The sequence below is a fragment of the Photorhabdus machadonis genome (genome assembly GCF_052657765.1).
Map to the genome: position 1 here is coordinate 2076748 of NZ_CP199761.1, position 21387 is coordinate 2098134.

Consider the following 21387-nt stretch of genomic DNA (forward strand, 5'->3'; position numbering starts at 1 on the left):
TAAGCGTTGTGGGCCGTTCAGGCCCATTTCGCTTAATGCCACATTATGTTGAATGGCGGTTGACCGGCAACCGTGTTGACAGAGAACACTTGAGTTGAGGGCCGGGCGGCCACCATTTACCGCCGGCACTCCGAAGGTGGGCAGGCAGTCTGTGCGCAGGGAGGCGCGCAGTCTGCCTTTCACTGCACCCCACGCGCTCACCGGGAACCGGCTAACCTTAAAGACGGTCCGGCAACGCAGCGCGTTCAGACCGGCTTCGGGCTGTCCGGCTGGTCGCTATTCGCCTGCTTGTCGTCTGGCAGCGTGGCCTGCTTTGACTGCCGTTCTGCCGGGTGGGTCTGCTCATGCACTTCCTTTAAGTGACCGATAGCCACCCGGGTATAGATTTGGGTGGTTTCCAGCTTCTCATGCCCCAGTATCGCCTGGATATGCCGGGTGTCCGCGCCGTTCTCCAGCATCTGGGTTGCCATTGAGTGGCGGAACAGATGACAGGCCCCCGGTTTAGCCAGTTGCGCCTGTTTACGGATGCTGTCGGCGGCTATCCAGGTTAACGTGCCTCTGGCCAGTCCCCGGCCTTTCCTGGTGATAAACAGGTGACCGCTGTCCTCCCGCCGCGTTAACTCGGGCCGGACGCTGAGCCAGCGACTTAACCAGTGCAGCGCCTGTTCGCCGATGGGCACCACCCGGTCTTTACCGCCTTTACCCTGTCTGACCAGCACCACCCCGCGCCCGAAGTCCACCTCGCTTAACAGCAGGTTGGCTACTTCCATCCGCCGGATACCGGTACTCCACAGTACTTCAAGGATAGCCCGGTTTCTCAGCCCGGTTGGGGTGTTGATATCCGTTGCGGCTAATACCGTGTGGGTTTCGTCTTCATTCATTACCTGTGCCGGCAGCCGTTTTTCTTCCTTCGGCAACACCAGACTGTCCACCGGGTTATACAGGATATGGTGACGTTGCAGCAGCCAGCGGAACCACTGGCGTAAGACACTCAGGCGGTCCCGCTGACTGCCCGGGGTGTAGGGCTGGCCGTCCGCTTTACGGTGGCTCCTCAGCCAGCGCTGGTAACTTTCCAGCAATGGCAGGCTGACCTGCGGTGCGGTCATCACCCCACGCGCTTCGCACCAGTTGATGAACGGCAACAGCCGTTCTTCATAGGACTCCTGAGTCCGTTCGCTTAACCCCTGTCCCTGCACGGCGTCCAGCCAGGCGGCCAGATGCTGGCGTAAGGTGGCGAAGCGGGCCGGTATGGCGTCGGGTTGACCGTGGGTCTCCGTCACCGAGGGACGTTTTTTTCTGTCTGGCGAGGCCAGTGTTGCCGCCGGGCTGGTCGGGATAGCGTGCTGTTGCTGCAACCAGTCGAACCACAGGCGTAAGGCGCGCAGGCGTCGGCGCTGACTGTCCGGCGGGTAGGGCTGACCGTTGGCTTTGCGGTACCGGGTCAGATGCTGCTGCCAGTTTTCCAGTAACGGTTCGGTGACCTGAGCCGCAGATATTACGCCCTGTTCCTCACACCAGTTGACGAACGGTGACAGCCGTTCATGACGGGCGGACTGGCTCTTTTGACTCGCCCCCTGCAACAGCAGGTTATCCAGATACGCGTCCAGATGCTGGCGCAGGGTCAGCGGGCGGGGGTTGGATTGATGTTTAACGGGTGATGACATGATGGGATTTCCTGTAGGGAACAGCGGTTAATGGTTATCGGTGTGTGATGCATCACTACGGTACGATGGCTTGATTGTTAAGTGGCCGGAACAGTCCTTTTCTGCCTGCCCCAACTTGCGGACCGTTCCACCCAGTATTGCTGCGGTCTGGCGTCCATTTCCCGGCCTCCAGCTTGGGCCCCACTTGACCCCAACTTGAGGGCAACTTGCGGTTCAGTCAGTCCAACTTACGTCGGTCGTATTCCGGGTTTTCGGGTTCGATGATGAGCTGGCAGTACGATACGACGACTTTTTCTTATTATTGCCGGAACAGTGTTTTTCAACCTTCTCCAACTTGCGAGCCATTCCGCCCAGTATTGTTGCGGCCTGAAGTCGGTTTTCCGACCTCCAACTTGGACCCAACTTGACCCCAACTTAGGGGCAACTTGCGTGAGTCATATTCAGGGTTTTACCGGTTTTTCCGGCGCTGTCAGGTCAATCAGGCCGCACAGGTGGGCTTCTTCTGCGTTGTCGCCGTTCCACAGCAGTTCATACTGCAACAGATGGCCGCGGCTGCCGCCGTGGACTAACAGGTATTCCATGTCGGCCAGTCGCTGACAATGGACTTTTAACTGGTTATCGCTCCATTGGGTGTAACTGCGGATATCCCGGCGGGTAAAGCGGACCGCGTTCATCGGGCGTTGCTGCGCTGTCGCCGTCTCTTTCACCATCGCTTGTATCAACAGTAACAGTTTTCGGGTCTGGGGTGACATTTCATCCAGCGTGCGGCCTAATATCTCGTGGGCCAGCCGGTTCGCCAGGCGGATATCTTCTTTGGTGACTTCGATATATTCAAGCCGTTTGCCCCGGTGTTCCGCGGTCTTCACCTCGCGCTGGTGCTGATGCAGCAGGGCGATACTTTGTATCAGGGTGAGATATTTCATGTGGTCGCGTCGGGTGCGGGTTTTATCGCTCATGAACGTTAACTGTGAGGCATAAGGGTTAACCACATTGAGCGGGCGTAGCAGCCGCTGGGCGTTCTGATGCAGCTCGGTGATATACGCCTTTTCATTCTCTGCCAGTAAGCCTTCGAGGGTCTGCTTATGGCGCTGCAAGGCGTGGATAGCTTCGGTCTGTTCCCGCGATTCGTTCACCGTCAGCACCAGACAGCGGTTTAACAGCTCTTCATCGACATCTATTGCGGTGGTGGTGAGCATCAGCATCACCGGCCCTTTCACCGTGTACTGTTTGGTGACCAGATTCCCGCTGGCATCGTCTTTACCGGTGCTGGCAATGGTCAGTTCGCCGTCGCTTTGCAACAGCTTAAGCGCATAGGCGGCCTGCCTGACGCCTTCCTCTTCGGCAATGGCTAAGATTTTATGCTGGAGATTGGTTTCCCCCAGATAGAACAGACTCTGGCCGGTCATGGCGCTGTATTGCAGCCGTTCTTCTTCCGGTATCAGATTGAGGACCGCATCCATCAGTGAGCTTTTCCCGGCAGCGCTGCTGCTCTGTATCAGCACGGCCAGCGGACGGTCCAGCTTGCGGCTGACGGCGGCTAAGTAACCGGCCAGCAGGTTAGTGGATTCGCCCACCACGCCACAGGCGGCTAAATCAGCGGTGATGCGCTCACTCAGTTTCGGGTCTTGCAGCAGGGCCAGCGCCGCGGCCCGCTGGTCCCCGCTCAGTTCGGGAACCGGTGGGGTTTCGGTTTGCTCACCGACGCCGGCCTGTTGACACTGTTCCAGTACCAGCAACACCTGCCCCAGTGCCCGGCGCAGGTCACCTTCGGCCAGCCCGAGTTCGGTGGCGGCCAGCCGCGCATACCCGCCCCGGCTGCGGGCGCTCATCATGTCCACGCTGTCGGCGAACATCACGCCGCTGTCGGTATCAACCACCTGAACATTGACTTTCATCACTGCCGCCCCGGCTTTCACCTGTGACAGGCCCCGGATACCCCACTGTTGTGTGCCCAGCGTCAGGGATATCTCGCCGTTAGCGCCGGTTTCCCAGACCACATTCGGCACTGACGGCAACGCCGCTATACCGGCGGCTAATGTGCTGACTGTTTCCGGCACCGGAACCGGCTGATGTTCAGCCAGTGCGGCCCGCTCTGTTGCGGTGGTGGCCTGTACCTCTGCCGCCTCCTGCATCGGCACGGCACTGTCCAGCAACAACCCGAAGGCCCGTTCCGGCTCAGCGACCTGACACAGATAGCCATTGGCATCCCTGCCCTCGGGGAACACCACCCGGAACACGGTGATACCGACGGCGGTGAGTTCGGCGGCCAGTTTTACCGCCGCTTCATTGCCTGCCGGATCATTGTCGTAGGCGATCAAGACCTGCTTAACGCCATGCCGCCGAAACGCCTGCCGCATCTCATCGGTAAAGCCGTTCACCCCATAGGCGGCGGTGACATGGCGGTGACCAGCCACCCAGAACGACATCGCGTCGATCAGGGATTCACAGAGAATGACCGTCCCTGAACTGATCAGCGCCGGCTCATTCCATATCCCGCCATGTGCGCCGGGAAGGTACAGATGCAGCGGTGTTCCTTTACGTAAACGGTCGGTGATTTTGCGCCCGTATATCTCACGGATCTGGCCGTTCGGGTCGATAACCGGTATCACCAGAGAACCGGTAAAGTGCTCGTGCCCGCTGTCGCGCATCAGCCCCACGGCCCGAAGACGGGCGCGGATCTGTGCGCCGGCCTGCACCGCCTTGATGGGCAGGCGATAGGCTAACGTGCGGTTGGCAAAGCCCAGTTTAAACTGAGCGACTAATTCCGGGTGGTTGAGCCGCCGTTTTTCCAGATAAACCAGGGCTTCGGGGGCATTCAGCAGCGTATGATGGTAGAACCCGACAACCCGACTGAGCAGCGCCTGCCGTCCGGCGTCATCATCGGCCAGCATGGCCGGTTCATCCGGTTGCACCAGCGGGGCCACCGAGGGGTTATCTCCCAGTATTCCGCGCAACTGTTCCACGGCCCGGCGCAGACTTAAGCCTTTGGTTTTCATTACCCAGTCCAGCACGGAGCCGCCGGCATCACAGCCAAAACAGTGATAGAGATTTTTTGCCGGAGAGATAACCATTGACGGGGTTTTCTCCTGATGGAACGGGCACAGCAGTACGTAATCTTTGCCGCGTTTAAAGAGCTGTCGCCCCTGTTGCTCCACCACGGCGACTAAGGAGACGGCGGCTTTCAGGTGCTGTAATTCTGCGTCGGGTATCCGTGCCATGTTGTTGACTCCTAAATCCTGTCAAGATTTAAATTGACTCTTAATTGGATTTATTTATAATCCTTTTAGGAGTTACTTGCAACCCCTAATTCAGACAAGCCCTTACACTAACGGAGTCACTATGCAAACAGAGTTTTTGATTATGCAAAATGCTGAACTCCGCAAAGAGTTTGGGGTACGTCTCAAGGCGCTACGTAAGCAGAAGGGATGGCCTCAGAAAGAACTGGCTGGGAAAGTTGAGATCCGTTTTCAACAACTGAACAAGTACGAAAGCGGACTTAACATACCTCCCGCTGAGATGATGGTTAAGCTGGCTGATGTGTTAGGGGTCACGGTGGATTATCTGCTGACAGGCAATCCTGTTGAAGATTCACCGCTGGCTAACTCCCGGTTATTTCGACGCTTTCAGGTTCTGGAACGACTGGCACAGGAAGATCAGGAAACGGTTATCAAGATCATTGATGCCATGATCGCCAAGCAGCGCATGGAGTCTGCGTTACTGTCTGTTGATGAACCGGAGGGATAAAAATAGCGCGGCGCTGATGTGTTGAGACCACACCAACGCCGCTCACCACAAGCAACTAAGAAGGAGTTGAATGATGGCTAAGGCGCATTCTAAAGCAGAAGCGGCGATAAATAAAGCTGTGAAAACAGAACGTTATTACACGGTGGGCTATGTGCCGAACGGGAACAGGGTTAGCAACGCCACCCCGGCGATACATCTTAAGGGGCAGTGGCTGAGACAGGCGGGATTTAATACTGGCGGCCAGATTACGGTGAAGGTGATGGACGGTTGTCTGGTGCTGATCCCTGACAGTGAAGCCACGCAACAGCAGCATCAACAGTACCAGCGGCAGCAGAGCCAGCTCAATGAGATTAAGCAACAGATGCGGGCGCTGATAACTGGTTTTGTGGGTTAAGGGGAGAGCATGAGATGACGATAGCCATTGAACATTTACAGGACATTCAGTTAACCCACATTGAAGCGCTGGCCCTGGCCCAACTGGTTAAGCGGCTGTGCTGGGCGGAGATACGGGCCTGTGCGGTGAATGACGAGGAAGCGTATCAGATCAAAGATGCGATTTCTAAGCTTCAATCTGCGTTGGCTTACCGTGGGTATTCACCAAGATAGATCATCAGAAGGCCGGAAGATCTCAAGGATCTTTCCGGCTCATATCTCATATAATTAAAACTCCATAAAAGCATCATTTTCAAAATAAAAAATAAATGCCTTCAATAGATCATTAAGAGATGGATTGTCTAACTGGGCCTTAGTATTAGCTACTACTTCTTCAATTGTTCCTCCATCTAAAACTTCAATCCACCCGTTTTCTTTTACCTGTTTAGGTAAATAATCATCAGAATCAGGTGGAAAATCAGCACTACTCAGAGAAAAAATTCCTTCTGTTTCTAACGTCCAACTATTTTGATCTGGAGGTAAGCAAAACCACTCGCTGGAATTATTTTCTGGGGTCGATAATACATCAGCAATAGAAACTAACTTCATAAACTACCTCATTATTTATAGTCCACCACATTTTCCACTACCCAACTTTTTAAATCCTCCTTCCTGATTTGGATGAAGGCTTTTCTGTACAGCGCCAGGCGCTTGATGTTGAGATCTTGGAATAAGTTCTATCTTAGTTGGATTTTGAGCATTATGGTGCCATGAATGATTAGGCGGGCTAGTACGTTCAAATCCACCTTTTGGACCTGGCTGTACATGCGCTACAACTTCAGGCGGTAACGCTTTAGCTAAACGTGGATCTTTTTGTATTACTTCATACAGTTGTTTATTTGCATTATTAAAATGCTTAGGTCTGCTACTTGAATGTAAATCTGTGGGGATATCTGTTTGATACCACACACTATAATTTGGACTGGATAAAGGTCTACCAGAAGCATCAAAGCCAGTTAAGCCTAATGGGTCGATCCACGACACCGGGTTATGCACGTACGCATACAGGTTCAGACCCCCTGCTAATCCAATCGGATCAGGCGTTATGAACCGACCTATTTCAGGTGCACAATACCGATAAGTATTAAAATGCAGCCGGTTTACTCGTATCATCCTGATACTCGCCCTTTCAGGGTAGCGCTGCGCGCTATTCAAATTTATTTCCAACAAATTTGTCTTTGTCAAAGCATTGTCCCGCATAGCGCAGGTTTTGCCGGAAGCCAAAGCCCTTCGATGGTAGATCATCAGTCAGACCGGAAGATCACAGAGATCTTCCGGTCTGCGGCTCAATCTAGAAAATCATCTTCTTCGAGATAGTAGATCACAGCTTCTAACAGCTCATCACGGGTGGCGTTGGGATGATGCTCTAGTTTGTTATTGATGATGGCTATGAATGTTTGGTATTCCAACCAGCCTTTATACTTATCTTCCATTTCATCCATGTCCTCCAGCTCATCTTCTGTTTCTGGCAGATAATAGGACGCTTTACTGATATAATTACTTTCATTCACAAAGCCAATATCAACAAAAAAGCACCACGCTTCATCAAGTTCTTTATATACTTTTAATAATCCGTCAAAGCCATTGATTATTTTCATTTTTTCCTCTTAACGACATCCATTGCCACCACCCCACTTTTTACGGCCACCTGAACCATCGGGGTGATAAATTTTGTGGTAAGACTTATGATCATTGTAATCAACTAAGCTCAACTTGCCCGGCTGATTCTCATGATGCCAAGTCATGTCCTTAGGTGCTGTAGGTTTAAAATTACCCCGGCTGCTAGGCTGAACATGCTTAGCTACATTTGGGTACTTAGTCTGCATTTCACGTCTGAATGCCGGATCGCGCTGCATTCTTTCGTACACAGATTGGTTGCCCCGTTTAAAGTGCTGACCATCAGATAACTGATATTCAGATGGATTCAGAGTATGTTCATGGAAGACATGGTACTTCCCTAAACCCCGTTGTCCCTCACCCTTGTATAACCCCCACGGATCGATCCAACTCATTGGGTTAGGCGCGTAAGTATATAAGTTTAATCCCCCTGCTAATCCAATCGGATCTTAGGGACTATCCCGACGCCATCATACGGCTGAGCGGACCTTTCCCCCTGATTTAGCCGCCTTTTTCTTCGCCGGCTTTTCCCACCCTGTTAAAGAACATATCAACTCGCCCCGACGGGCACTTTCCCGATGTTAGCGCATTTTTTCCCCGACGTCAGCGCCGGGTTTCGGCCCGCTTTGCCTGCCAGAACCGGGTTTTATCAGGAACCCGTGGCGGCGGTGCAGCTTGTCTGCGCCGCTGACGCGGGTTGGCCGGGTGCGGGCTGGCGAAGCCCGCTTATCGACGGGGTTCAGCGGGGAGCCCCCGCCCGCGGGGGCGGACGGGGCGGAGATGGCGAGTACGGGAACGAGCAAGGAACCTGCGACTGCGAACCGGACGCAGCCAGTGCAGCGGGGTTGGGTGGGGGCAATAAACCGCGGCCAGCTTGCTGGCCTGCCTTCAGGGCCGTTGACCCTGACGGCCTGACCGGCAACGGCTTAAGGCAGATGTTAACACCGGAGCCGCCAGGGAGGGCGGCGACTGCGGCGGTGGGATTTTGCACTGCGGCTGACAGCGGAAGGCGTCCGCCTTGCGCGCCTCTGCGACTGAGAGGCCCCACCCGGCGGCCAGCCGCGCACCGGGGCTGAGGTAACCGCGCAGCGCCCTTGGGTGGGCGGCGCCGACATAATGTACCATTAAGCGTTGTGGGCCGTTCAGGCCCATTTCGCTTAATGCCACATTATGTTGAATGGGGGTTGACCGGCAACCGTGTTGACAGAGAACACTTGAGTTGAGGGCCGGGCGGCCACCATTTACCGCCGGCACTCCGAAGGTGGGCAGGCAGTCTGTGCGCAGGGAGGCGCGCAGTCTGCCTTTCACTGCACCCCACGCGCTCACCGGGAACCGGCTAACCTTAAAGACGGTCCGGCAACGCAGCGCGTTCAGACCGGCTTCGGGCTGTCCGGCTGGTCGCTATTCGCCTGCTTGTCGTCTGGCAGCGTGGCCTGCTTTGACTGCCGTTCTGCCGGGTGGGTCTGCTCATGCACTTCCTTTAAGTGACCGATAGCCACCCGGGTATAGATTTGGGTGGTTTCCAGCTTCTCATGCCCCAGTATCGCCTGGATATGCCGGGTGTCCGCGCCGTTCTCCAGCATCTGGGTTGCCATTGAGTGGCGGAACAGATGACAGGCCCCCGGTTTAGCCAGTTGCGCCTGTTTACGGATGCTGTCGGCGGCTATCCAGGTTAACGTGCCTCTGGCCAGTCCCCGGCCTTTCCTGGTGATAAACAGGTGACCGCTGTCCTCCCGCCGCGTTAACTCGGGCCGGACGCTGAGCCAGCGACTTAACCAGTGCAGCGCCTGTTCGCCGATGGGCACCACCCGGTCTTTACCGCCTTTACCCTGTCTGACCAGCACCACCCCGCGCCCGAAGTCCACCTCGCTTAACAGCAGGTTGGCTACTTCCATCCGCCGGATACCGGTACTCCACAGTAAATAACTCTTCATAATTCTGCTACACATGGACTTTCTCAACCCATTGTTATACATAGAATTATAAGTGGTATAAGATGTAGCACTATTTTGGAAACTTATTTACTTCAAGGATAGCGCGGTTTCTCAGCCCGGTTGGGGTGTTGATATCCGTTGCGGCTAAGACCGTGTGGGTTTCGTCTTCATTCATTACCTGTGCCGGCAGCCGTTTTTCTTCCTTCGGCAACACCAGACTGTCCACCGGGTTATACAGGATATGGTGACGTTGCAACAGCCAGCGGAACCACTGACGTAAGACACTCAGGCGGTCCCGCTGACTGCCCGGCGTGTAGGGCTGGCCGTCCGCTTTACGGTGGCTTCTCAGCCAGCGCTGGTAACTTTCCAGCAATGGCAGGCTGACCTGCGGTGCGGTCATCACCCCACGCGCTTCGCACCAGTTGATGAACGGCAACAGCCGTTCTTCATAGGACTCCTGAGTCCGTTCGCTTAACCCCTGTCCCTGCACGGCGTCCAGCCAGGCGGCCAGATGCTGGCGTAAGGTGGCGAAGCGGGCCGGTATGGCGTCGGGTTGACCGTGGGTCTCCGTCACCGAGGGACGTTTTTTTCTGTCTGGCGAGGCCAGTGTTGCCGCCGGGCTGGTCGGGATAGCGTGCTGTTGCTGCAACCAGTCGAACCACAGGCGTAAGGCGCGCAGGCGTCGGCGCTGACTGTCCGGCGGGTAGGGCTGACCGTTGGCTTTGCGGTACCGGGCCAGATGCTGCTGCCAGTTTTCCAGTAACGGTTCGGTGACCTGAGCCGCAGATATTACGCCCTGTTCCTCACACCAGTTGACGAACGGTGACAGCCGTTCATGACGGGCGGACTGGCTCTTTTGACTCGCCCCCTGCAACAGCAGGTTATCCAGATACGCGTCCAGATGCTGGCGCAGGGTCAGCGGGCGGGGGTTGGATTGATGTTTAACGGGTGATGACATGATGGGATTTCCTGTAGGGAACAGCGGTTAATGGTTATCGGTGTGTGATGCATCACTACGGTACGATGGCTTGATTGTTAAGTGGCCGGAACAGTCCTTTTCTGCCTGCCCCAACTTGCGGACCGTTCCACCCAGTATTGCTGCGGTCTGGCGTCCATTTCCCGGCCTCCAGCTTGGGCCCCACTTGACCCCAACTTGAGGGCAACTTGCGGTTCAGTCAGTCCAACTTACGTCGGTCGTATTCCGGGTTTTCGGGTTCGATGATGAGCTGGCAGTACGATACGACGACTTTTTCTTATTATTGCCGGAACAGTGTTTTTCAACCTTCTCCAACTTGCGAGCCATTCCGCCCAGTATTGTTGCGGCCTGAAGTCGGTTTTCCGACCTCCAACTTGGACCCAACTTGACCCCAACTTAGGGGCAACTTGCGGTTCAGTCAGTCCAACTTGCGTGAGTCATATTCAGGGTTTTACCGGTTTTTCCGGCGCTGTCAGGTCAATCAGGCCGCACAGGTGGGCTTCTTCTGCGTTGTCGCCGTTCCACAGCAGTTCATACTGCAACAGATGGCCGCGGCTGCCGCCGTGGACTAACAGGTATTCCATGTCGGCCAGTCGCTGACAATGGACTTTTAACTGGTTATCGCTCCATTGGGTGTAACTGCGGATATCCCGGCGGGTAAAGCGGACCGCGTTCATCGGGCGTTGCTGCGCTGTCGCCGTCTCTTTCACCATCGCTTGTATCAACAGTAACAGTTTTCGGGTCTGGGGTGACATTTCATCCAGCGTGCGGCCTAATATCTCGTGGGCCAGCCGGTTCGCCAGGCGGATATCTTCTTTGGTGACTTCGATATATTCAAGCCGTTTGCCCCGGTGTTCCGCGGTCTTCACCTCGCGCTGGTGCTGATGCAGCAGGGCGATACTTTGTATCAGGGTGAGATATTTCATGTGGTCGCGTCGGGTGCGGGTTTTATCGCTCATGAACGTTAACTGTGAGGCATAAGGGTTAACCACATTGAGCGGGCGTAGCAGCCGCTGGGCGTTCTGATGCAGCTCGGTGATATACGCCTTTTCATTCTCTGCCAGTAAGCCTTCGAGGGTCTGCTTATGGCGCTGCAAGGCGTGGATAGCTTCGGTCTGTTCCCGCGATTCGTTCACCGTCAGCACCAGACAGCGGTTTAACAGCTCTTCATCGACATCTATTGCGGTGGTGGTGAGCATCAGCATCACCGGCCCTTTCACCGTGTACTGTTTGGTGACCAGATTCCCGCTGGCATCGTCTTTACCGGTGCTGGCAATGGTCAGTTCGCCGTCGCTTTGCAACAGCTTAAGCGCATAGGCGGCCTGCCTGACGCCTTCCTCTTCGGCAATGGCTAAGATTTTATGCTGGAGATTGGTTTCCCCCAGATAGAACAGACTCTGGCCGGTCATGGCGCTGTATTGCAGCCGTTCCTCTTCCGGTATCAGATTGAGGACCGCATCCATTAAGCTGCTTTTCCCTGCCGCCGAACTGCTCTGTATCAGCACGGCCAGCGGACGGTCCAGCTTGCGACTGACGGCGGCTAAGTAACCGGCCAGCAGGTTAGTGGATTCGCCCACCACGCCACAGGCGGCTAAATCAGCGGTGATGCGCTCACTCAGTTTCGGCTCTTGCAGCAGGGCCAGCGCCGCAGCCCGCTGGTCCCCGCTCAGTTCGGGAACCGGTGGGGTTTCGGTTTGTTCACTGACGCCGGCCTGTTGACACTGTTCCAGTACCAGCAACACCTGCCCCAGCGCCCGGCGCAGGTCACCTTCGGCCAGCCCGAGTTCGGTGGCGGCCAGCCGCGCATACCCGCCCCGGCTGCGGGCGCTCATCATGTCCACGCTGTCGGCGAACATCACGCCGCTGTCGGTATCAACCACCTGAACATTGACTTTCATCACCGCCGCCCCGGCTTTCACCTGTGACAGGCCCCGGATACCCCACTGTTGTGTGCCCAGCGTCAGGGATATCTCGCCGTTAGCGCCGGTTTCCCAGACCACATTCGGCACTGACGGCAACGCCGCTATACCGGCGGCTAATGTGCTGACTGTTTCCGGCACCGGAACCGGCTGATGTTCAGCCAGTGCGGCCCGCTCTGTTGCGGTGGTGGCCTGTACCTCTGCCGCCTCCTGCATCGACACGGCACTGTCCAGCAACAACCCGAAGGCCCGTTCTGGTTCGGCGACCTGACACAGATAGCCGTTGGCATCCATGCCCTCGGGGAACACCACCCGGAACACGGTGATACCGACGGCGGTGAGTTCGGCGGCCAGTTTTACCGCCGCTTCATTGCCTGCCGGATCATTGTCGTAGGCGATCAAGACCTGCTTAACGCCATGCCGCCGAAACGCCTGCCGCATCTCATCGGTAAAGCCGTTCACCCCATAGGCGGCGGTGACATGGCGGTGACCGGCCACCCAGAACGACATCGCGTCGATCAGGGATTCACAGAGAATGACCGTCCCTGAACTGATCAGCGCCGGCTCATTCCATATCCCGCCATGTGCGCCGGGAAGGTACAGATGCAGCGGCGTTCCTTTACGTAAACGGTCGGTGATTTTGCGCCCGTATATCTCACGGATCTGGCCGTTCGGGTCGATAACCGGTATCACCAGAGAACCGGTAAAGTGCTCGTGCCCGCTGTCGCGCATCAGCCCCACGGCCCGAAGACGGGCGCGGATCTGTGCGCCGGCCTGCACCGCCTTGATGGGCAGGCGATAGGCTAACGTGCGGTTGGCAAAGCCCAGTTTAAACTGAGCGACTAATTCCGGGTGGTTGAGCCGCCGTTTTTCCAGATAAACCAGGGCTTTGGGGGCATTCAGCAGCGTATGATGGTAGAACCCGACAACCCGACTGAGCAGCGCCTGCCGTCCGGCGTCATCATCGGCCAGCATGGCCGGTTCATCCGGTTGCACCAGCGGGGCCACCGAGGGGTTATCTCCCAGTATTCCGCGCAACTGTTCCACGGCCCGGCGCAGACTTAAGCCTTTGGTTTTCATTACCCAGTCCAGCACGGAGCCGCCGGCATCACAGCCAAAACAGTGATAAAGATTTTTTGCCGGTGAGATAACCATTGACGGGGTTTTCTCCTCATGGAACGGGCACAGCAGCACGTAATTTTTGCCGCGTTTAAAGAGCTGTCGCCCCTGTTGCTCCACCACGGCGACTAAGGAGACGGCGGCTTTCAGGTGCTGTAATTCTGCGTCGGGTATCCGTGCCATGTTGTTGACTCCTAAATCCTGTCAAGATTTAAATTGACTCTTAATTGGATTTATTTATAATCCTTTTAGGAGTTACTTGCAACCCCTAATTCAGACAAGCCCTTACACTAACGGAGTCACTATGCAAACAGAGTTTTTGATTATGCAAAATGCTGAACTCCGCAAAGAGTTTGGGGTACGTCTCAAGGCGCTACGTAAGCAGAAGGGATGGCCTCAGAAAGAACTGGCTGGGAAAGTTGAGATCCGTTTTCAACAACTGAACAAGTACGAAAGCGGACTTAACATACCTCCCGCTGAGATGATGGTTAAGCTGGCTGATGTGTTAGGGGTCACGGTGGATTATCTGCTGACAGGCAATCCTGTTGAAGATTCACCGCTGGCTAACTCCCGGTTATTTCGACGCTTTCAGGTTCTGGAACGACTGGCACAGGAAGATCAGGAAACGGTTATCAAGATCATTGATGCCATGATCGCCAAGCAGCGCATGGAGTCTGCGTTACTGTCTGTTGATGAACCGGAGGGATAAAAATAGCGCGGCGCTGATGTGTTGAGACCACACCAACGCCGCTCACCACAAGCAACTAAGAAGGAGTTGAATGATGGCTAAGGCGCATTCTAAAGCAGAAGCGGCGATAAATAAAGCTGTGAAAACAGAACGTTATTACACGGTGGGCTATGTGCCGAACGGGAACAGGGTTAGCAACGCCACCCCGGCGATACATCTTAAGGGGCAGTGGCTGAGACAGGCGGGATTTAATACTGGCGGCCAGATTACGGTGAAGGTGATGGACGGCTGTCTGGTGCTCATTCCTGACAGTGAAGCCACGCAACAGCAGCATCAGCAATACCGGCGGCAGCAGAGCCAGCTCAATGAGATTAAGCAGCAGATGCAGGCGTTAATAAGTGGTTTTATGGGTTAAGAGGAGAGCATGAGATGACGATGGCGATTGAACATTTACAGGATATTCAGTTAACCCACATTGAAGCGCTGGCCCTGGCCCAACTGGTTAAGCGGCTGAACTGGGCGGAGATACGGGCCTGTGCGGTGAATGACGAGGAAGCGTATCAGATTAAGGATGCCATCGGTAAGCTCCAGTCGGCGCTGGCTTACTGTGGCTATGCGCCACGGTAGATGATGAATAAGACCGGAAGTTATAGCAGAGCTTCCGGTCTTATTATATGTATTTTGACAGATAACTATTTATATATTATATGACTACATTCTATATTAGAACAATCATAATCAATTTGGATTTGAAATGATAAATCACAAGCTATAATCCTTATTTCATCAGAATATAAATCATTAAAATGATAATCTTGATTATAATCAAGATTCCTGTTTATCTTATATGCGCCGCAGAATTTCCATTCTTCATCCATTAGTAAATAATAAGAAACTCCTGTAACCTTTTCTTTTATAAAAGAAAAAAGATCTTGACAAGAATAAATTTCCACTTCATCACTTGAGATTATTTTCTTATTTTTCAATGAATTTATAATTAAGTCTGTTTCTTCCAAACTTAAAAAATCACTAACATTTACAAGTTCATTAGTAATGGATTTAATTTTATTCAAATACTCTTCTCTGCATACATTTCCTTGAGATTTTCTATAAAGTAATGATCTTTTATATTCAGAGATATTCATTTACATCCTCCTTTACCATAATAAGCTTTACCTTTTCCATTACGCAATTGAGGACGTCCATACTTATTCATACGAGGTTTTCCATAATCATCTGTTTTAACTTGCCCTGCTTCCCAATGAGGTTTATCTGGATGGCTAATATCCATTGTTTGTTCTTGAACAGAAGATAAACCTTTACCACCGCCAGGTTTTGTTATTTCGTAAGAATATTCCCGACCGGAACTATTTCGTGATTGACTTACAGGGTGTTGACTTGTAGGAATACCCGCCTGCCTCATGGCATCACGACGAGCAGCTCCTGAAGAACTGAATGGGTTATTTTCACTGCCAATTGGTTCACCACTTAACCCCCACGGATCGATCCAACTCATTGGGTTAGGCGCGTAAGTATATAAGTTTAATCCACCTGCTAATCCTATCGGATCAGGCGTGATAAACCGGCCTATCTCCGGCGCATAATACCGATACGTATTAAAATGCAGCCCCGTCTCTAAACTTCAATCAGCGCTGGTTTATAGTTAATATTCGTCCCGGTAGATCATGAATAAGGCCGGAAGATCGTAGGGATCTTCCGGCTTGTGACTCAATCTAGGAAATCATCTTCTTCGAGATAGTAGATCACAGAGTCTAACAGCTCATCACGGGTTGCATTGGGATGATGTTTCAGTTTGTTGTCGATAATATCTAAGAATGTTGCATATTCCAGCCAACCTTTATATTTATCTTCCATTTCATCCATGTCTTCTTCTTCATCTCTCGTTTCCGGAAGGTAATAATTCGCATTATTAATACAGCTGATTTCATTCATAAAATCAGAGCCAACAAAAAAATACCATGCTTCTGGGCGCTCTTTATAGATGGACAGCAACCCATCAAAACCTTTGATTGTCCGCATTCAGTGTTCCTCCTTAACGACATCCATTGCCACCACCCCACTTTTTTCGACCGCCTGAACCATCAGGGTGATAAATTTTATGATAAGAATTATGATCTTTACGATCAACTAAGCTTAACTTGCCTGATTCATTTTCATGATGCCAAGTCATTCCCGTAGGAGCATCACCTTTGAAATTGCCACGGCTACTAGGCTGGACATGCTCTACTGTTCCGGGATATTTAGTCTGCATCTCACGCGTGAACTCTGGATCAGCCTGTAAACGTTTATAGACGGATTCATTACCCCGTTTAAAATGCTGACGATCGGATAACTGGTATTCAGATGGGTTCAGCGTATGTTCATGGAAGACATGGTACTTCCCTAAACCTCGCTCACCTTCCCCTTTGTATAGTCCGAGAGGATCAATCCACATCATCGGATTCGGCGCATAGGTATACAGGTTCAATCCACCGGCTAAGCCAATGGGATCGGGCGTAATAAACCGGCCAATCTCCGGCGCATAATACCGATACGTATTAAAATGCAGCCCGGTCTCTTTGTCAAAATATTGCCCTGCATAACGCAGGTTTTGCCGGAAGTCAAAGCTCTTTGATGACCGGGCCGGATCGGTGAAGTAAGCCAGCGGGGTGCCATCCAGTTCACCGAAAGTACTGTATTTCTCCGACCACGCAATTTTGCCCTCTTCGTCCGTCACTTCCAGCGGCGCACCGTTGATATCCGTGTGGTACCAGTAGTAATCGTGCCGGGTTCCCTTCGTGATGATGCTGGCCAGCGGGGTGTAGCTGTCATGGGATTCGTAGCAGTAGGTTTGCGTTTCACCCCTTTTTGCCTCGCGCTCCTGCAACAGTCGCAGGCCATGCCAGACAAAATCGGTTTGTTCATAACGCGCCAGTCCATCAATCCCGATCTTCACCACTTTGCGGATACGCCGCCCAAGGGCATCATAATGATAACGCGCCGTGGTGTTGCCGATTACCGCCACGGTCAGGCGGTTGTCGCCATCATAGCGGTAATCCTGGGTTTCGCGCATGCTGCCCGCCCGGCGGGTTATGTTGCCGTGCGGGTCATGCTCATAGAGCCATCCTCGCCAGTGGTTCAGGCGGTCGCCCTGCGGCTCCATTGTCTTAGACAGCCCCCGCTCTTCCGCTTCACGCTCCAGTATCGCCTGCGGTTGCTCCAGCAGGTTATCCGCCCGGTCATACCACAACATATCCTCATAAGCGTTACCCCAATGCGTCACTTTTTTCAGGCGACTTTCGGCGTCATAAAGATATTCGATCACGCCCCGGTAATGATCTTCCATTACCTGTAATTCGTCCTGGAGGGTGTAGAGCCACGCCCGCCACGGCTTACCCTCGCTGAGATAGGGCAGTGGTTCGGCCTCGGCCTGCGTCAGCGGCAGGCTGTACTGGCGGGTACAGCGCCCCAGAGGATCATAATCGCGCCGCTGGAATAACTTGCCCTGCGTGCGGCGGGTTTCCCGATGCAGGTCATCGCGCTCAAATTCAGTGATGAGTGTCTGTTCATGCCGGATTGCACTCAGGTGGCCAGAGCCGTAGTAGAGCCAGCTTAAGGTGCCGCCCTGTGGCAGCGTGAGGGCGGTCAGGTTATCCCGTTCGTCATAACTGAACTGGAGGCAGTCGTCGCCGTTCTGCTCGCGAATGATGCGCCCCAATGCGTCATAGCCAAAACGCACGGTGTTGGACTCGATCCCCAGTTGTTTGCCGTTGTCGTTCGGTTCACGGCGGGCTTCCCGCAGCCGGCCCATTTTATCCCACTGGTACTGATAGGTGTCCGTGTAGGTTTCCCGCTGGATCAACTGACCGGCCGCATCATAATGCTGGTGTACCCGGCGTTCCGGGTATTTGAACACGCGGTCACCCAGGCGCCGCTCGGTGCTCAATAAGCCCGCCGCGTTGTATTCGTACTGGATTAAGGTGTCGTCGGGGCGGATTTCTTCGATTAAGCGCCCTTCGGCATCCCGGTTCAGCAAATAGCGGCCATCGTTGGCATTCTCAATGTTCACCAGATGCCCTTCAGGGCTGTACTGATAGCGAATTTGACGTTGCAGACGGTCTGTCGCACAGACCACCTGACCGAATGCATTGTATTCCCAGGCGCGGGGCGCATTCTCATTGCGCTGGTGATGGATAAGCTGACCCGCGCTGTCCCATGCCATGTGTTCCGTGGAATCGTCAGGATAGGTGATGAGGATTAACTGGCCGTTATCGTTATAGTCATAACTGACCCTTTCCATCAACGCATTGGTAAAGCGGCTCAACCGGTGCTCATTGTCGTAGTACCATGTGCTGCTTTGCCCAGAACAGTCGGTGTGGCGGATCAGCTGCCCCTGACCATTCCAGATAAAATGGCTTTCTCCGCCTTTGGCATCCGTGATTCTGTAAGGACGCACCGTATTATTAAAGCTGTAGTGATAACGGGTCGTTTGTTTCAGTGGCGAGGTTTCACTCACCCGCCGTCCAAATTCATCGTAAGCCAGCGCCGTCTCGGTGCCATCCGGCCAGAAGATAAAAGTGAGCCGGTCGGTATCATTCTGGTACTGCCAGCCGGTCTGGTTGCCGTTGGCATCGGTGAAACTCAGCTGGCGACCATGCGCGTCCCATTCACTCAGACGGGTGTGGCCGTCCGCATCTGTGTAACCGTTCGGCAGGCCAAATTCATCCCACAGGATATGGTGTTCCGTGCCGTTGCGGTCGCGGCAGTGGATGATGTGGTGTGCGTCGTTGAGGCGCCAAACCGTGCGGCTGCCGTCGTGCCAGTGTGCCGTGCGGGTGGAGTTTTCATCATCGTATGCCAGCCGATAGCCCGCCCCCTCGCTGGTTTGCTGGGCCATGACACGCCACAGCCCTTCTTCAGTCTGTTCCCACTGGTAATCACAGCGTAATCCCCGCGGGTCCTGATGCCATGCCATCACGCCGGGCTCTGTCCAGCCGAATTGTCGCTGGAGCGCGTCGTTGCGATGGCTGACCCCCGTCAGTTGGGCGTTTTCATTATAATGGTAGCGGCAAAGCTGAATACGCTGGCCGTCATGCAATTCGCGCCAGACGGTGGTGAGGCGGGTAACCGTTTTGCCCCCGATATCCAGCGTCACATAGTCACAATGCAGGTTCAGCCCGCCATGGCCCGTGATGCTGACCATCCGGTTCTGCTCGTTGTAATGAAAGCGCTGTTCGTTGCCGACGTTATCGCGGATGTGGCTCAGGCGGCTGAGGCCGTCATTATCAAAAGCCGTGTAGTGATAAACTAATTCGCCTGCATCACGGATTGCCCAGGTGTTTTCCGGCGTGTGTACCAGGTTGCTTTGGGCCTCCGGGCAGAAACAACGGTGTCCTGCCGGCACATCAGGGAAGGGCACGATATCCCCGGCAGGGGAACGCCAGAGCAGCCCGTCTTCCACGCGCGTGAGGTGGCTTTCCCAGAACAGGCTCCAGCCCTGACCAAGTACACTGTCATACTGATAACGGCTCAGGTAGCTACGCTGCCAGTAGAGCGGCAATTCAGCGTCAAAAACGAAGTCCAGTTCATCCTCATCGTTCAGGAATTTCTGGCCGGCAATGACTTCCACCGGGTTCATCAGAATACCCGCGACCGGCACCGCCACGGCAAGCGCCCCCAGCCGGCAGGCGATTTTGCGGATTTTAGCCGCTCCCGGTATCTTGTTAAACAGCGTCTGCAACGCGCCGGGGCCTTTGGCTGCCGCGCCACCAAAACTGATTAACCCGGCCGCAAACATCGTTAAATCGGAAACGGTATACGCCCATTTGGGGATTTCCGGCGCAATGTTTGCCGTCTGCGCCGTTCCGCCGCCGATGAAGACATTAGACGAACCGGTCATGACTACCGCATCACAGACCGTTTTGTCTCCCACCCGCACCACCGGATAACCATTGATGAAAACGGAAGCAGAGCCTTCCGCCATCTGGCGAAGGCCATCCTCTTTACTGCACACCACCTGACTCCGCGTCGCGATGGCGGCGGGTTTGCCGTTGATGAAAACATTGGGGGAGCCCCGGGTGATTTCCCCGCAGGGACTTCGCGACGAGGCTCCCTGAGAGACGCCGGCGTCACGTGCCATGTCGCCTAAATATCCCGCTGCCATGCCCACCGCAATGGCGGCACCTATCAGCAAAACGCCCACCCCGATGCAGGATGTGGCCAATCCGGCCACAAAGAGGGCCCCCGCGAGTATTCCCCCGGCGGCTGAAATTAATGAACCGATGACGGTACCCGCAACCAATCCGGCCAGGGCGCTGGAATGGCCTATCGTGTCTCCGAGCCGTGCAGCTTCTGGCATAGCGCCTCCCTAGAATTGGAAACTGTTCAGGCCGTCATCCAGCCACTGCCGTTGAGCATCGGTGAATGCCTGCTGAGATGACAGGGTGAAAATCAGCGCTTTTTTCTCATCCAGCAGAAATACCGCCTGATATTGATGAACCTGCTGCCCCTTCTTGGGCCGATAACGGGAAAGCAGCGTCGTGCCTTGCCGCAGGTTATCACCCAGCGTCGCGGGCTGTTCTGCCAATAATTGCCAGTCGCGCAGACCGCTTTTCAGCAGACCTTTCTGGCGGGTGAGGTAACTGGCGAGATCTTCACCTGCGACCAGCTGATCCCGCGAGATGTTCAGCGCAGGGGCATCGGGCGCAATGAGGATGTTTACGGTCTGTTCCTGATAGCCTTCCGGTAATGTGATGCTGCCTTCAGTGAACCGACAACGGGGGCGATTGTCCATTTTTCTTTAGTCTTATTTAATCATTAAGTGATGTTATCAATATATTAAGCCTGTTTATCCGGTGAGGTGAGTGAACCGAATGCTGATGAAGTCACAACTTTGGCATCAGCACCGTTAATCCACTGTTGTCACAGATAACCTGAATTAATAACACTGACTGAACAGAGTGGAGAGGTATCCTCTTCTCAGTCATTAATAAAGATACATAATCAATCATGTTATCCGCTTAATATTCAGGCAAAAGGTTATAACAAAAAATCGGCGATGTCTTGATTAATAGGTGAATTAACACTCAGTTAATTTAATGAAATGTGAATAGCATCACAAAAAACATCAATAATCTCACTAAAAATCAGCCTTAATGAGCTAAATAACTTAAATTTTATTGAATAAAGTTACCTTACTCGGTTTATAGACTTTGCATTAATCACCAAAGAAATTTAATTCTGCATTTTTTATGATATTAAATAAAATCAGCTTTGTTTAAGAATGGTCAGTCCA

Annotated in this window: 18 protein-coding genes and 2 pseudogenes; 6 read left to right on the forward strand and 14 right to left on the reverse strand. The window is 53.7% G+C overall.

The genetic code is table 11. The annotated features are described in order from the left end of the window. Nucleotides 1-245: 245 nt before the first annotated feature. Both xerC and ACUN2T_RS09950 read right to left on the reverse strand, forming a co-directional pair. Nucleotides 246-1280, reverse strand: coding sequence for a site-specific tyrosine recombinase XerC (gene xerC, locus ACUN2T_RS09945; RefSeq protein ID WP_445497781.1), 1035 nt, complete (start codon nt 1278-1280; stop codon nt 246-248). 824 nt (nt 1281-2104) lie between these two features. Then, the gene (locus ACUN2T_RS09950) at nt 2105-4882 is read right to left on the reverse strand and encodes a CHC2 zinc finger domain-containing protein (protein ID WP_445497321.1); all 2778 of its coding nucleotides are present in this window, start codon (nt 4880-4882) and stop codon (nt 2105-2107) included. Between the two features lie 121 nt (nt 4883-5003). Here ACUN2T_RS09950 and ACUN2T_RS09955 point away from each other — a divergent pair, with 121 nt between their 5' ends. The 3 genes from ACUN2T_RS09955 to ACUN2T_RS09965 all read left to right on the forward strand — a co-directional run bounded on the left by ACUN2T_RS09955 (nt 5004) and on the right by ACUN2T_RS09965 (nt 6014). Further along, nucleotides 5004-5408, forward strand: coding sequence for a helix-turn-helix domain-containing protein (locus ACUN2T_RS09955; protein ID WP_242685670.1), 405 nt, complete (start codon nt 5004-5006; stop codon nt 5406-5408). Between the two features lie 73 nt (nt 5409-5481). After that, nucleotides 5482-5802 (forward strand): SymE family type I addiction module toxin, encoded by a 321-nt coding sequence (locus ACUN2T_RS09960; protein WP_445497782.1) that lies wholly within the window; start codon nt 5482-5484, stop codon nt 5800-5802. A gap of 14 nt (nt 5803-5816) precedes the next feature. Next, a complete protein-coding gene (locus ACUN2T_RS09965; protein WP_166291727.1) occupies nt 5817-6014 on the forward strand; it encodes a DUF7706 family protein in 198 nt (65 codons plus the stop codon). 54 nt (nt 6015-6068) lie between these two features. Here ACUN2T_RS09965 and ACUN2T_RS09970 read toward each other — a convergent pair whose 3' ends face one another. From ACUN2T_RS09970 to ACUN2T_RS10000, 7 genes and pseudogenes are all read right to left on the reverse strand, one after another. After that, nucleotides 6069-6389: a DUF7716 domain-containing protein gene (locus ACUN2T_RS09970; RefSeq protein WP_214086574.1), complete on the reverse strand. Its 321-nt coding sequence runs from the start codon at nt 6387-6389 to the stop codon at nt 6069-6071. Between the two features lie 15 nt (nt 6390-6404). Then, nucleotides 6405-6995 (reverse strand): RHS repeat-associated core domain-containing protein, encoded by a 591-nt coding sequence (locus ACUN2T_RS09975; RefSeq protein ID WP_445497322.1) that lies wholly within the window; start codon nt 6993-6995, stop codon nt 6405-6407. Between the two features lie 131 nt (nt 6996-7126). After that, nucleotides 7127-7438 carry a DUF7716 domain-containing protein gene (locus ACUN2T_RS09980; RefSeq protein ID WP_445497320.1) on the reverse strand — a complete coding sequence of 104 codons (312 nt, stop codon included), beginning with the start codon at nt 7436-7438 and terminating at the stop codon, nt 7127-7129. Between the two features lie 9 nt (nt 7439-7447). Continuing rightward, nucleotides 7448-7852 carry an HNH endonuclease gene (locus tag ACUN2T_RS09985; RefSeq protein WP_445497323.1) on the reverse strand — a complete coding sequence of 135 codons (405 nt, stop codon included), beginning with the start codon at nt 7850-7852 and terminating at the stop codon, nt 7448-7450. Between the two features lie 975 nt (nt 7853-8827). Next, nucleotides 8828-9376 (reverse strand): annotated as a pseudogene (locus ACUN2T_RS09990) (tyrosine-type recombinase/integrase); the annotation flags it as partial. Nucleotides 9377-9461: 85 nt separating this feature from the next. Beyond that, nucleotides 9462-10349 carry a phage integrase N-terminal SAM-like domain-containing protein gene (locus ACUN2T_RS09995; RefSeq protein ID WP_445497324.1) on the reverse strand — a complete coding sequence of 296 codons (888 nt, stop codon included), beginning with the start codon at nt 10347-10349 and terminating at the stop codon, nt 9462-9464. Between the two features lie 461 nt (nt 10350-10810). Then, nucleotides 10811-13588, reverse strand: a complete 2778-nt coding sequence (locus ACUN2T_RS10000) for a CHC2 zinc finger domain-containing protein (RefSeq protein WP_445497325.1) — start codon at nt 13586-13588, stop codon at nt 10811-10813. A 121-nt stretch (nt 13589-13709) separates the two neighbouring features. Here ACUN2T_RS10000 and ACUN2T_RS10005 point away from each other — a divergent pair, with 121 nt between their 5' ends. The 3 genes from ACUN2T_RS10005 (at nt 13710) to ACUN2T_RS10015 (ending at nt 14720) form a co-directional block, all read left to right on the forward strand. Next, nucleotides 13710-14114 (forward strand): helix-turn-helix domain-containing protein, encoded by a 405-nt coding sequence (locus ACUN2T_RS10005; protein ID WP_242685670.1) that lies wholly within the window; start codon nt 13710-13712, stop codon nt 14112-14114. A gap of 70 nt (nt 14115-14184) precedes the next feature. Beyond that, entirely contained in the window at nt 14185-14508 is a 324-nt protein-coding gene (locus ACUN2T_RS10010) for a SymE family type I addiction module toxin (RefSeq protein WP_445497326.1), read from the forward strand. Between the two features lie 14 nt (nt 14509-14522). Continuing rightward, complete coding sequence (locus tag ACUN2T_RS10015; protein WP_445497327.1) at nt 14523-14720, forward strand: DUF7706 family protein; 198 nt, start codon at nt 14523-14525, stop codon at nt 14718-14720. 65 nt (nt 14721-14785) lie between these two features. On the opposite strand, the gene ACUN2T_RS10020 is transcribed toward ACUN2T_RS10015, so the two are convergent. The 5 genes and pseudogenes from ACUN2T_RS10020 to ACUN2T_RS10040 form a co-directional block, all read right to left on the reverse strand. Further along, a complete protein-coding gene (locus ACUN2T_RS10020; protein ID WP_445497328.1) occupies nt 14786-15238 on the reverse strand; it encodes a hypothetical protein in 453 nt (150 codons plus the stop codon). After that, nucleotides 15235-15729, reverse strand: a pseudogene (locus tag ACUN2T_RS10025) (RHS repeat-associated core domain-containing protein); the annotation flags it as partial. The pseudogene ACUN2T_RS10025 and the gene ACUN2T_RS10020, both read right to left, overlap by 4 nt. Nucleotides 15730-15821: 92 nt before the next feature. Beyond that, on the reverse strand, nt 15822-16133 hold the full coding sequence (locus tag ACUN2T_RS10030; protein WP_445497329.1) for a DUF7716 domain-containing protein: 312 nt from the start codon (nt 16131-16133) through the stop codon (nt 15822-15824). A gap of 13 nt (nt 16134-16146) precedes the next feature. Beyond that, a complete protein-coding gene (locus tag ACUN2T_RS10035) occupies nt 16147-20451 on the reverse strand; it encodes an RHS repeat-associated core domain-containing protein (RefSeq protein WP_445497330.1) in 4305 nt (1434 codons plus the stop codon). 9 nt (nt 20452-20460) lie between these two features. Continuing rightward, nucleotides 20461-20886, reverse strand: a complete 426-nt coding sequence (locus tag ACUN2T_RS10040) for a DcrB-related protein (RefSeq protein WP_445494728.1) — start codon at nt 20884-20886, stop codon at nt 20461-20463. Nucleotides 20887-21387: the final 501 nt, after the last annotated feature.